The 13368-nt window shown below is 43.3% G+C and carries 12 protein-coding genes; 3 read left to right on the top strand and 9 right to left on the bottom strand.

The window, feature by feature from the left end; all coding sequences use genetic code 11:
• Positions 1 to 578 precede the first annotated feature (578 nt).
• From UF05_RS16570 to dusA, 7 genes are all read right to left on the bottom strand, one after another.
• A complete protein-coding gene (locus UF05_RS16570; RefSeq protein WP_021449750.1) occupies positions 579 to 1358 on the bottom strand; it encodes a phosphoadenylyl-sulfate reductase in 780 nt (259 codons plus the stop codon).
• Positions 1351 to 3087, bottom strand: a complete 1737-nt coding sequence (cysI, locus tag UF05_RS16575) for an assimilatory sulfite reductase (NADPH) hemoprotein subunit (RefSeq protein WP_015297344.1) — start codon at positions 3085 to 3087, stop codon at positions 1351 to 1353. Before cysI ends, UF05_RS16570 begins: the two co-directional genes overlap by 8 nt.
• Entirely contained in the window at positions 3087 to 4958 is a 1872-nt protein-coding gene (locus tag UF05_RS16580; protein WP_045544952.1) for an assimilatory sulfite reductase (NADPH) flavoprotein subunit, read from the bottom strand. Before UF05_RS16580 ends, cysI begins: the two co-directional genes overlap by 1 nt.
• A gap of 117 nt (positions 4959 to 5075) precedes the next feature.
• Positions 5076 to 5306 carry a hypothetical protein gene (locus tag UF05_RS16585; RefSeq protein ID WP_005455817.1) on the bottom strand — a complete coding sequence of 77 codons (231 nt, stop codon included), beginning with the start codon at positions 5304 to 5306 and terminating at the stop codon, positions 5076 to 5078.
• A 151-nt stretch (positions 5307 to 5457) separates the two neighbouring features.
• Positions 5458 to 6117, bottom strand: coding sequence for a TIGR04219 family outer membrane beta-barrel protein (locus UF05_RS16590; RefSeq protein ID WP_005455819.1), 660 nt, complete (start codon positions 6115 to 6117; stop codon positions 5458 to 5460).
• Positions 6118 to 6218: 101 nt separating this feature from the next.
• Complete coding sequence (pspG, locus tag UF05_RS16595; protein WP_045544953.1) at positions 6219 to 6434, bottom strand: envelope stress response protein PspG; 216 nt, start codon at positions 6432 to 6434, stop codon at positions 6219 to 6221.
• 163 nt (positions 6435 to 6597) lie between these two features.
• Entirely contained in the window at positions 6598 to 7578 is a 981-nt protein-coding gene (gene dusA, locus UF05_RS16600) for a tRNA dihydrouridine(20/20a) synthase DusA (protein WP_045544954.1), read from the bottom strand.
• A gap of 249 nt (positions 7579 to 7827) precedes the next feature.
• Here dusA and UF05_RS16605 point away from each other — a divergent pair, with 249 nt between their 5' ends.
• The 3 genes from UF05_RS16605 (at position 7828) to UF05_RS16615 (ending at position 11430) form a co-directional block, all read left to right on the top strand.
• Positions 7828 to 8907, top strand: coding sequence for a site-specific integrase (locus UF05_RS16605; protein WP_045544955.1), 1080 nt, complete (start codon positions 7828 to 7830; stop codon positions 8905 to 8907).
• A 303-nt stretch (positions 8908 to 9210) separates the two neighbouring features.
• On the top strand, positions 9211 to 10281 hold the full coding sequence (locus UF05_RS16610) for a site-specific integrase (RefSeq protein ID WP_156147352.1): 1071 nt from the start codon (positions 9211 to 9213) through the stop codon (positions 10279 to 10281).
• 63 nt (positions 10282 to 10344) lie between these two features.
• On the top strand, positions 10345 to 11430 hold the full coding sequence (locus tag UF05_RS16615) for a helicase RepA family protein (RefSeq protein WP_048852587.1): 1086 nt from the start codon (positions 10345 to 10347) through the stop codon (positions 11428 to 11430).
• A 163-nt stretch (positions 11431 to 11593) separates the two neighbouring features.
• On the opposite strand, the gene UF05_RS16620 is transcribed toward UF05_RS16615, so the two are convergent.
• Together UF05_RS16620 and UF05_RS16625 are read right to left on the bottom strand one after the other, a co-directional pair.
• Positions 11594 to 12928: a DUF6575 domain-containing protein gene (locus UF05_RS16620; RefSeq protein ID WP_045544957.1), complete on the bottom strand. Its 1335-nt coding sequence runs from the start codon at positions 12926 to 12928 to the stop codon at positions 11594 to 11596.
• Positions 12928 to 13341 carry a hypothetical protein gene (locus UF05_RS16625; protein WP_045544958.1) on the bottom strand — a complete coding sequence of 138 codons (414 nt, stop codon included), beginning with the start codon at positions 13339 to 13341 and terminating at the stop codon, positions 12928 to 12930. Before UF05_RS16625 ends, UF05_RS16620 begins: the two co-directional genes overlap by 1 nt.
• Positions 13342 to 13368: the final 27 nt, after the last annotated feature.

Below are 13368 nucleotides of genomic sequence, written 5' to 3' on the forward strand. Positions count from 1 at the left end.
TTTAAAGTTTTGTTCGGCTCAATGAATACTGAACATTACATAAAGTAATGTTTGAATTGACTGTGCTGAATCCGAAGATTCAATGGTCACTTCGTTTCATTGAAACCTAATTTGATACCGAAGTATCGAATTGGATTATCATCAACGAGTGCCCACACAGATTGATAGGTCTATATTGTTAAAGAGCTATTCTTCTTTGTGATTCTCATCACTTCGGAAGAGGCGGCCATTCTAGCGAGATAATTTATTGTGTCAAACACTTTTTTAAAATCATTTCGTTTTTCTTTCTAGCCTTGCCAACCTTGCTGAAACCCTTGCGAGCCCTTGCCCTGTCGACGAGGTGGCATTATAGAGATCGCGCTCACATTGGCAAGTGTTATTTTGCAAAAATTGCAAAAACAATGATTAAACGACGACTTTTCGCCCAAAGCTTTATTTACCCAACTTTACCCAAAACTATCAAACAACTTATCCACAGAGTTATCCTAAAATGTGTATTTTTAATCCCATTACTTATGCCTATAAATAAAGAAAGCTGCGTGATCGCAGCTTTCTTCTATAGATAGATATACCTGTAACTAGATACCTGAACCATCTTGTTCATTACCATCATCTTCATGAAGTCCACATTCACGCTTTAAACCAAAGAAGCGAGTTTCTTCCTCTGACATTCCTGGCTCCCATTTACGTGTCGTATGTGTATCCCCAACAGACAAGTAACCTTCTTCCCAAAGTGGGTGATAGGTAAGACCATGTTGCTCGAGGTAGTAGTGAACATCTTTATTAGTCCAATCGATTACGGGCAGAAACTTAAACACGCCATTTTGAATCGACAGTATCGGTAAACCCGCTCGTGATTTACTTTGCTCTCTACGTAAACCTGAAAACCATGTTCCAACATTAAGTTCTTTCAATGCACGACGCATTGGCTCGACTTTATTTATTTTGTTGTACTTCTCGATCCCTTCAACGCCCTGCTCCCATAATTTGCCATAACGTGCTTCTTGCCATTGAGCACTTTGCTCCGCTCGATAAACTTTTAGATTAAGGTTGAGTTTTTCTGTCAACTCATCAATAAAGCGATACGTTTCTGCAAACAGATATCCGGTATCCGTAAGAATAATTGGGATATCAGGTTTTTCTTGAGTCACAAGATGAAGCATGACAGCGGCTTGGATACCAAAGCTTGAGGATACCGCAAACTCTCCATCCAGATTTTCCAAAGCCCACTTTACTCGCTCTTGTGCCGACAGCTGTTCAAGTTCGACATTGATTTGTGCAAGACGGAGTATTTGCTCCGTCTTTGTTAATGTCAGTAACTCCGCCAGCTCCGGTTTGGAAGCCACAGAATCAAGCATAGAAGTCCCTCTTTGATACGAACACTTCTTGAATGATGCCTGCACGAATAGTGAAATCGCCAAAGGCTTCGCCTTCCTCACGCTCTTTCGACCATCGAGCCACCAGCAGATCAATCTCTTCTAGGATTTGTTTATCCGTGATGTTCTCTTTATACATTTTAGGTACACGTGTACCAGCACGATTCCCCCCCAAATGTAAGTTGTAACGACCCGGCGCTTTACCTACCAGACCAATTTCAGCCAACATCGCACGGCCACAACCATTTGGGCACCCGGTCACGCGCAGAATGATATTGTCATTTTCTGGCAATCCGTGTTTTTCCAGAATGCCTTCAACATCCGTGACAAACTGAGGGAGGAAGCGTTCAGCTTCTGCCATCGCTAGAGGACAAGTTGGAAATGCCACACACGCCATTGAGTTTTTACGCTGCTCGCTGACATTGTCATCCATTAAGCCATGTTCACGAGCGATCTTTTCAATCTTCGCTTTTTCGCTTTTCGGTACACCCGCAACAATTAGGTTTTGGTTGGCGGTCATACGGAAGTCACCTTTGTGGATCTTCGCGATTTCAGCGACGCCCGTTTTCAGCGGCTTACCCGGATAATCCAGCAATCGACCATTCTCGATAAATAACGCCAAGTGGAATTTACCATCGATACCTTCTACCCAACCAATACGGTCACCACGTTCAGTGAACTCATACGGGCGGCTAGCTTCAAACTGAATGCCCGCACGTTTTTCTACTTCTGCTTTAAAGACATCTGTACCGACGCGGTCGAGTGTGTATTTGGTTTTAGCGTTTTTACGGTTTGAACGGTTACCCCAGTCACGCTGAGTTGTTACAACCGCAGCCGCGACATCTAAGGTTTTTTCTAGAGGAATGAAACCAAAGTCATCAGCTCGACGTGGGTAAGTCGACGTATCGCCATGTGTCATCGCCAAACCACCACCCACTAGCACATTAAAGCCAACCAATTTGCCGTTATCGGCAATCGCAACGAAGTTCAAATCGTTCGCGTGGACATCCACATCATTTTGTGGAGGAATGACTACGGTTGTTTTGAACTTACGTGGTAAGTAAGTTTTGCCCAGGATCGGCTCATCTTCTTCAGTCGATTCGACTTTTTCTCCGTCTAACCAAATTTCAGCATACGCGCGAGTTTTAGGTAGAAGGTGTTCACTGATCTTCTTCGCCCACTCGTAAGCTTCTTGATGCAATTCAGACTCTACCGGGTTCGTGGTACACAGTACGTTACGGTTAACGTCTCCTGCTGTCGCGATTGAATCAATACCGATGCTGTTTAGCGTTTGGTGCATCAACTTGATGTTTGGTTTTAGTACGCCATGGAACTGAAACGTTTGACGCGTCGTCAGGCGAATACTTCCATATAACGAGTGTTCTGTAGCAAACTTGTCGATCGCCAGCCATTGTGTTGGCGTAATAATCCCGCCAGGCATACGAGCACGAAGCATCACGTTATGAAGAGGCTCAAGCTTTTGCTTGGTACGCTCGTTACGGATATCGCGATCGTCTTGCTGATACATACCGTGGAAACGAATAAGCTGGAAGTTATCCGCTGTAAAGCCGCCAGTGATTCGGTCTTGCAAATCTTCGGCGATGGTTCCACGTAATAGATTGCTTTGTTTTTTTAGGCGTTCGTTATCAGATAGTGGCCCTAGCTCTTCGCCTAATACAATCTGCTTGTTATTTTCAGTAGAAAAAGTCATTAGTACACATCCCTCTGATAACGTTTCGCTTTACGTAAATCATTAATAAATTGTTCTGCATCGTCACGTGGCATCTTGCCTTCTTGCTCCGCAACAATGACCAATGCGTCATGTACGTCTTTCGCCATACGAGTCGCATCACCACATACATAGATGTAAGCGCCATCTTGAATCCACTGCCATACTTGCGCGGCGTTTTCTAAAATGCGGTGCTGTACATAAACCTTTTCTACTTGGTCACGACTGAAAGCAACATCTAAGCGGCTTAACACTCCCGACTTAAGGTATTTTTGCCATTCAACTTGGTACAAGAAATCTTGTGTGAACGTGCGATCACCAAAGAACAACCAGTTTTTACCTTCAGCATCGCGGTTTTCACGCTCTTGAATAAAGCTGCGGAATGGCGCAATACCAGTGCCCGGCCCAACCATGATGATCGGTGTATTATCATCCTCTGGCAGTTTGAAGTTATTGTTGTGCTCGACAAATACTTTTACGTCACCGCCTTCTTCTAGACGTTGAGCTAAGAAGCTCGATGCGCCACCGTAACGTTTTTCATCGTTGTGGTCATATTCAACCAACCCGACGGTAAGGTGTACTTCTTCATCCACTTCAGCTTGGCTAGAAGCAATAGAGTAAAGACGAGGCGTCAAACGGCGCAATAAACCAACTAACTCATCCGCGGTCAGTTTGGTTTTCTTCTCTGTGAATACATCAACAATTTGAGTGTTGGCTGAGTACTCACGAAGCTTGTCTTTATCTTCCACCAGTTTTTGTAGTTTCTTGCTACCAGATAACTCGGCAAACTTGGCCACTAGCTGTGGGTTAGATGTCGTGATCTCGAACTTACTCACTAAAGCACTGTGAATCGATAAGCTTTCACCATCAACGTCAACTGTTTCAACACCAGACAAACCAACTTTACCTAGAATTTCATTAGCAAGCTCAGAGCTGTTTTCGTACCACACACCCAAAGCATCACCTGGTTGGTATGTCAGACCCGAACCATCTAGATCGATTTCGATATGGCGAACATCTTTACCCGAGTCTCGACCCGTGATCTTTTGGCTGGTGAGTAACGTCGCTGTGTATGGATTTTGTTTGTTGTACTGAGAATGTGAAGCTGCCGCTTGTCCTACAGGAAGTTGAACAATTTCCGCTTCATTGCCAGAATATAGTGTCTCTTTAACTTTACCTAGCGCATTCTTGCGCCATTCTTCCGCTGCCGCTTCGTAATCAACATCACAGTCAATACGGTCAATAAAAGACGTCGCGCCCAGTTTTGCTAAATACGTGTCAAAGTCTTTACCAGTTTGGCAGAAGAACTCATAACTAGAATCACCCAATGCAATCACACCATATTGAAGGTTTGATAGCTTAGGTGCTTTCTTAGATTGTAAGAACTCGTGCAACTCAATGGCATTGTCTGGCGCTTCACCTTCACCGTTGGTAGAAGCAACAATGATGACGTGCGTTTCTTTGGCTAAGTTTTTGCCTTTGTAGTCGCTTGCATCAAACAACTCTACTGCAATTCCTTCTGCTTTTGCTTCTTGTTCCAACGCTTCAGCAACACCTTTTGCGTTACCGGTTTGAGAAGCAAAAATGATGGTCAACTTACCGGCAGGCTTTGCTGATACTGCGGCAGCTGCTTGGGCGATTGGTGTTGCCGCCGCACTTGGTTGATGTTGAGCTAAACCCCAAAAGTACCCACTGACCCAAGCAAGTTGCTGCGAAGACAACTCAGAGACAGTTTGTTGGAGTGAATTAAATTGTTGGTCATTCAGAGGGCTTGCGATCGGAGGATTTCCGCCTTGCCCATTATTATCTTCAGACACATTCTTGTGAGAATACTCATTCTTTTGAAAAGACATTATCACGACATCCCTATTCATTGCGTGACGATAGAGTACCCACTCTCCTTAATAACAAGAAAGAATAGAAGTGAATGTTTTATAACTTTTTGGAAGTAAGAAAGGCTTACTTTTTGCTCAGCGATCTTCGATGCGGACTTGTTGAAAGCCCACCGCCATGGCTGATTTTGAGGCGGCATCTAAATCTTCATACAAACATTCTTCACCGTGACTGTCGGTCAGAAACACGAAACCACCTCGCGCATGCCTAAACTCAACAACCCATCCACCTTCTTGGATTGCTGGCTCAATAATGGCTTCAACAAGCTGGTTTTCACGAAATAGATGTCTTAGTTCATTTATTGTCATCGCTATCCCTGCTCTAACTTTCCCATTGCTCCTAAATAAGCATGGTCTACCTGAACAAAATAGGGAGAGAAATTCGAATAGATATAATGAAGTGGTATAAAAAAACGCCACTTATATCGTGGCGTTTTTAAAACTGAAGAAAGGAATCGAATTAAAATGAGTATTCCGCGCTAACAAAGAAGCCATTTGCGAAGATAAACTCTTTACCTAAGCTTGAGAGAAACACTTCCGACTCCAAATCGATCACGCGGTATCCACCACGGAAAGCCAACTGAGCGTCTTGTAGTGGCACATGGTATTGAATGCCAGCCATTAAGTCCGTGCTCTTGATGCCTTTGTTGTCACCAAAGTTCATCTCACCAATCACATCAAAGTTCGTATTAGGCACTTGGATCTCTGCGTAGCCGTACCAAGCCCAGATAAGCTCATCAAACTCTTCAGTACGCTTATTTGTACCAGCATCAATGTATTTCGTATCGCTTAGATTGCTGAATGTAACACCCGCATCAAAATGCAATAGATCATGGTCTAGCACTTGGTAGTACATGGTTAAATCGAGTTTATCAAAGCCCATGTAATCGGCATCAACACTTGAGTAACGTAGACGTGCATTCGGTACGTATTTCACATCGTGCTCAATGGCAGCGTAAAAAGTACCCGTTGTACTGCTATCTCTTCTTACTTCATTAACTTTTGTATCTGCACCCCATACTTCTGCCCCCACTTTTGCGGAAAAAGAAGATTCTGCGAATGTAGGAAGAGATGCGGCTAATGATAATGCTGTTAAAGCGATGGTCGCTTTATTTGTCATGGAATGTGTACTCCGAGATAGCTGATATTCAACAATGAGGGCGTGAGGGGAAATATACCATACTCTCACGCCTCGCTATCAACTAAATCGTCTATACCCAACTATTTATAACGCGGTTGGGCAACGAAGTTTTTAAAGAACCAAATACCCAATGCGATGGCTATCAGCCATGGTAATAGTTTGAGTACCGCGCCGATCATGCCAAGTAAAAACATCACAACCAACGCAATACCTGTTGCTGCGAACACTGTCATCATCGTGATGCCTGTTACTAATAAGGTCGCGGCAAATACTAAAATAAAGATCAGCTCCAACATAATCACTTCTCCATTTGTTTTAAACGACTAGAGCAGTTTCCATACCAACTTATCCAAAATAAATTAAGGTTATGATTTCTAAATAAAAATAAAGCCAGAGGCATTTCTGCGCTCTGGCTTCGCTGTCCGTAAGTTGGTATTTTTAGCCAACCACTGGTGAATTTTACACATTCAGCTCTTTTGGAATCTTCGCTAACGCATCCTGCAGCACTTCTAGGCCAGAACCTGGCTTGTGCGCATTTTCACTGATGTGACGACGCCATTGGCGAGCACCCGGCATATTTTGGAACAAACCCAACATATGACGCGTGATATGACCAAGATACGCACCTTTCGCAAGCTGCGCTTCAATGTATGGGTACATCTCTTCAACAATTTCACTGCGCTTCTTCACTGGGGCATTAGAACCAAATAGTTCTTGATCTACCGAGGCAAGCAAGTAAGGGCTTTGGTAAGCTTCGCGACCAATCATCACACCATCTAGGTGCTGGAGGTGCACTTTTGCTTCTTCCAGAGATTTCACACCACCATTAATAGCAATAGTTAAATGAGAAAAATCTTGCTTCAATTGGTAAGCACGTGGGTAGTCCAGCGGCGGAATCTCGCGGTTTTCTTTCGGGCTCAGACCACTTAGCCACGCTTTACGCGCGTGAATAGTGAACTGCTCACAGCCGCCTTTCTCAGAGACGATCGATACGAAGTCCGTTAGGAACTCATAAGAATCTTGATCGTCAATGCCAATACGTGTTTTAACCGTAACAGGAACATCAACCACCTCTTTCATTGCAGCGACACACTCCGCGACCAATTGCGGCTCCGCCATCAGGCAAGCACCAAAGCGACCGTTTTGCACACGATCAGATGGACAACCCACATTTAGGTTGATCTCATCATAGCCACGTTCTTGCGCCAACTTGGCACACTTGGCCAAATCTTCTGGGTTTGAACCACCCAACTGAAGGGCTAACGGATGCTCCTCTTCGTTGTAAGCGAGGAAATCTCCTTTTCCATGAATGATCGCACCTGTCGTCACCATTTCAGTGTACAGCAGGGTTTCTTTGGTCATTAAGCGATGGAAGTAGCGACAATGACGATCGGTCCAATCCAACATCGGTGCCACGGAAAAACGGGAAGATGGATACATAGTTAAAATCTCACTAAATTTCAGCGCCTTAGCTACATAATCCACTACGGCGAAACTGGGTAAAACTAGTCATTATCTCGCTGTTGTACCCCTAAATGTCCCTCAAGGGATTATTTTAGGGACACAAAAGGTACAGGACGAGCTGTGGGGTACGGGATTATACATACAGCTATCCAGTGCTTCAAATGTGGGCAATGGGAACTTTCATCAACAACCTCTCCTTCAATTAACGTATTTGAGAGGCTAAGTATGGCAACTATCGCTATTGAAAAAGTTGTAGGTAAAAAAGCTATTAAGCATAAAGCGCGAGTCAGACTAACGAGTAAAGGAAAGAGGCTTTTTGAACAGTCTAAAACCTTCCCTACTGAAAAGGAGGCGAAGAAGTGGGCGGATCAGCTTGTTACAAAGCTAGAATCAGAAGGTATACCATCTAAAGAGCCTAAGGCTCGAACCATACTCATTGGTGACCTGATTACAGAGTATCTAAATGATCCAATCACGTCCGCAGATATTGGCCGTTCAAAGTTCGCAGTTCTCAGCCGTTTAAGAGCCTATGACGTTGCTCTAGTTCGTGCAGATCACCTCACCGCCAATGACCTCGTGAACCATTGCCGTTACCGTAAATCTGAGCAGACTCAGCCTCTCCCTCAGACTATTTATCACGACATTACTTACCTAAAAAGTGTGCTCGACGTAGCCGGGCCTATGTTCGGATACGAAGCAAACACCAAAGCACACGATGATGCTATTCCTAGCCTGATAAAATACGGACTGATCGGTCGCAGTGTACGAAGAGAGCGCAGACCAACACCAAAAGAACTAGAACTCATGGAGCGAGGGCTAAAGAGAAGGCAATCACATAGAGCAGCCCATATCCCGCTAGTGGACATTTTTCACTTATCTCTTCTTACATGTATGAGATTAGGGGAAATTACCCGCATCACTTGGGACGACGTAAATTTCAAGGCATCTACATTAACCATCCGAGATCGTAAAGATCCAAGAAACAAAAAAGGAAACCATTGCACCATCCCACTTTTTCCCAAAGCAAAAGAGATTATTCTTCGCCAACCACGAAAGGACGCTCGCGTCTTCCCATATAAAAAAGAGTCTATCGGGGCGGCATGGCAAAGGGTGTGTAGAGAAGAGAGAATCGAAGATCTTCGTTATCACGACCTTCGGGCCGAAGGTGCTTGCCAACTTCTAGAGAGAGGATTGAGCATCGTAGAGGTTTCAAAAATTACAGGCCACAAAGATCTCAATGTGCTCAATAATGTTTACTTACGTATAAATATCCAGTCTATACATGAGCCAAATCAGGATAATTAAACCTACCCAAAGCTCAAAATGTGACAAGCATCACTATTTTTGGTTTTAGTTGATATTTTTTTTATTACACCAAACCTACTTCTTAGATTACTGAAAGCAAAAGATCGTCAGAACCATGCGTTTTTTAGCCGTTTCTGGTGGTCTTTTCACTCCGAGACCAAAAACACCCCCACCGACCATTACCCCCTCAAAAACGGCCTTTTTTGAGCGTTTTTAGCGAATTGAGCATTTTCAAAAGTGCTCTTAGTATCAAAACCAACGCGGAATGACCGCATTTTTTATGATTTTCCCGAGGCGTGGCGAGTGGCAACTAAAGCTATTGAACCAGTAAATACCCAAAGAGGCACGAGATACAAAGCTCGTGTGAGGGTTACGTCTAATGGGAAAACGCTAGGACAGTGCTGCAAAACTTTTGACACATACCCAGAAGCAGAAAAATGGGCACAAAGAACCGCAAAACTTGCAAATCGAGAAGGAGTTAAAGGACTACAAAAAGCAAAGAAGAACAAGCGAGTCCTGATCGGTGATGTTATTAACATGACTCTCACCGAAGAGCCCACAGCTAGCAACCTAAATCGAAGTAAAAGAGCAAATCTAAAAATACTGCTCAGCTATCCGATCGCTAAAGTTCCAGTAGAAAATTTGAGCGCAAAAGTACTATTTGAACACTGCAAAATCAGATGCGAGACAGTGAAACCTCAAACTGTTTCGCATGATATTTCAAACCTGTGCACAGCATTAAAAGACGCAATCACATTCTACGGAATCTCATGCGATTGCACGGTTTTTAATGACGCGCGATCTTCGCTGCAACGACATAGATTTATTGCTCGCAGCGATGAGCGCATTAGACGCCCGACACTTGAAGAGCTTCAACAAATATCAGGAGCTCTAGAAACTAAAGAAAGTTGCTCAACGAGAATTCTTCCCTTGTCAGACATAGTCGAATTCGCAATGGAAACTGCATTAAGGCGCGGAGAAATAGTCAAAATGAAAAGAAGAGACTATTGCAAGAAAACTAAGACCCTTGTGATACGAGATCGTAAAAATCCGCACAAATCGCAACGGCATACAACCAAAATTTCCTTATCAGAAAAAGCTCTGGAGATATTGGAAAAGCACTCAGGCAAACAAGATGATGCTTTCATCTTTGACTATAAAGCTGATGCCATAAGCAGAGCTTGGCGCAAGCTAACAAAAGACTTGAAGATTGAAGACCTACGCTTTCATGATCTTAGAGCAGAAGCAGCTTCCCGTCTCTTTGAGTCAGGCCTGAGGACCCCCGAAGTAGCACAGATTACTGGCCACAGATGTATGGACATTCTGAACAGGCACTATCTGAGACTAAACCTCGTCGCTCCAACAGCCAATTAATTCTATTTCAGTGCGCTTGTAGCGAGCTGAATTGATAACTAAACAAATTACAACGGAGAAAAAATGAATCCGACACAAATTGATCTATTCAGCGGTAACGCAGTTCTATCTACAGAACTGGTGAAACCGACTCACAAACGCTTCGGGAATCTGAAGTTTTCGCTGGGTTCATCTGGGTTTGACGCCGCTACAGAGTGGCTAGTCAAAGACTTAATTCCTGCATCTTCATTTGGCACTATTTATGGTGCAAGTGGGTCTTTGAAGACATTTCTTACACTTGAGGTATCTTGCTCAGTTACAACGGGGAAAGCATGGAACAATAAACCCGTTCAACGTGGTGCAGTTGTATACATTGCAGCTGAAGGTCAGACAGGCGTCGCAAAGCGTGTTAAGGCATGGGAAATAGCAAACGGTGTTGAGACTCAAAACCTCTACATTCTAGGCCACAGTATGAACATTTCAGATGTAGATGCTGTTACAACCCTAGCTCATTCAATCAAAGAGCTAGAATTTAATGAAAACGTAAAAGTGCGGTTGGTCGTTATAGACACCCTCGCACGCTGCTACTCCGGTGACGAAAACACATCTCGCGATATGTCTGCATTTGTCAATGGCTGCGACAAAATCAAATCATTGATAGACACTACTGTTTTGTGTGTTCATCACTCTGGTCGCGATGAATCTAGAGGCGCACGGGGAAGCTCAGCTCTGAGAGCGGCTTGCGATTTTGAATTTCAAGTGAAGCGTGACGGTAAGAGTAAAATACTGACGTTTGCCAACACTAAGCAAAAAGAAGGAAATGAAGCTCCAGATCTTGAACTTGAGTTTGATTCGGTTGATCTTGGCATTCAATGTGAAGAAAAACTGCCCGTAACATCTCTTGCAAGAGTAAAACCAGTGAAAGTCAAAGCGGAAAGGGATTATGAATCTGACAATCCCGTACTTACACTACTGAGTGAAAAATTTGACGGTACAGCTAACCGTATTGAGTTGCGTCAAGCTCTGTATTCATCGGACTCAAAACCAACTGACGCTCAGCGTAAAGCATTCAGTCGCTCACTCAAGAAGTTGCAATCGTCGGGTCGCATTTGTGTTGAGCAAGTATCATCACGTGCTTCTGACGAAGATATCATAAGTCTCACTCATTGATACTGTGACCATGTGACACACCTTTTGGTGTGTCACACAGTCACAGTAATAATGAGAAGACGCTTTTTAAAAACCTTCAACCACGAATTGACAGAAAATTCATTTTTTGTTCATTCGTGGTTACTTCTTTATTGAGGGATAAAAGTAAACTTCACATTTACAATTATTCTGGGCCTTCAACCGATTTATCTAAATCTGATTCTAATTCAGTATAACCTCGATGGTGCTCTTTCAAGATTGAGACCCAACTAGCTAAACTACTAGCTCGTCTAGCAACACTTGTCCGCCTTAAACCTTTTACTCTATCTATAACAAATTGTTCTGCTGAAGCGGGATCAAGTTCAGCGATACTTGATACACCAGCCCAATTCATCCAAGCCCAACCGAAATCACTTGATTCAACTCTATCTGCTAAAAACTGATATTGAGCGATCTTATTACTCTTTTGGATTAAAACTCTTCCGGCTGTTGTTATGGCGTTGCTAGAGTTTAGTAATCCTAAACATCTAGCAGCGTGAGTATGGTATTGAACTTGGCGCTGAGAACTAATTCCATCGATAAGATCATGCTCTAGTTCCCCTCCACCAGCTCTATGCCCTACAAGCTCTATAACACGATCTAAACAGTTAGCTTGAGGCACTTTTGTCGAATCAATAAAGACTTTGGTGCTCTTCTCTAGTTTCTGTATGATCGGTAGTAAACTAGCTGAGCTAATCTTAATTGGCTTACGTAAAGTATCAGATGTCTTTGATTTCAGTGTTAATTCTAACTTTTCCAAATTAACCACATCTAAAAGGTCTTTTAATCGAAAAGGATCAACCTCTAACTCTTCTAACCTTTTCTCAATCAAATCTTTATCTGCCAAAATGGAATCTAACAGCTCTATTGCAACTGCTGCTCGTTCCTGATTGCTAGATCCCAGCTTTACGTCAAAAGAGCTATACCCTGCTGTTAAAGGAAATATTCCCGGGGCTTTATTCCTCTCGTCCTTCATAAGCAACTTAATGATGTCACCGAATGCCCCTAGAATTTTGGCTACGGCATCATCATCAGGAGAACCTTTTCCGCTTCTATTAGCAATGCGCAAGTTAAAGTCCCATTTAGACTCAGGTGCAATTGACTGTATCTCTTCTGGGTCTATTGAAAAGTCTAATGGTGGCAGGTTGACTTCTTTAAGAGTACTTTCATTTAGAGCTTCAATTTTAGTTTGTTCACCACGCTCTTTAGCGTAAGTTGAAACAACTAATAATTGCTTAGAGGCTTTGAAAGCCTTATGGAAGCTATATTCTTCACGGAGCAATTCATCCAGTATCTTTATCGAAACTGGCATGTAAACCCACTTGGTTGAAGTGCCATCATCATAGTCACCACTCCAGTAAACTAGATAAAGGCGTTGTAGTTCATCCCTAACAGAGAAGCATTTAGGTCCAAAAAAATCATCATAGATTTCAAAAAGGCTTAACCGTCCAAGAAAGGTATCTTTAGGCAATATATTCATCACTCTTCCACCTTATCCTTTATATGCTTATGAGGCTCGGCACCTTCCTGAACCCACAGTGTTATATGACCATTTTGTTCTAACTCTGCTGGTATAACACCAAGCTCTGGAGATAAATTACCACACACAGTGTGCCACTCTCCGAACTGCTCGGGGAAAGGGTAATTCTTTTCTACTCTCTTGATTTTAGATAATTTAGACCAAAACGATACGCCATAGGACTTAGGGATGTCCTTGGAGTAGTAAACATAGTCTGGTTTCTCATCTCGGTGCCGCTGAAAATCAACCTCTTTAGGTGGAATAGTCCGAACCAAGCGATACACCCAACCCTCTGCAGGTACCACATCACAACTATCAGGAACTCCCTCTGGAAAGTCCTCCGGCCAACAATAGCTCAACTTATCATCACTCATCGGAATTTTACTTTTTGTGGCGCTAGG

Source organism: Vibrio sp. S457-15 (assembly GCF_000960545.1).
GTDB classification, from domain to species: Bacteria; Pseudomonadota; Gammaproteobacteria; order Enterobacterales; family Vibrionaceae; genus Vibrio; species Vibrio parahaemolyticus.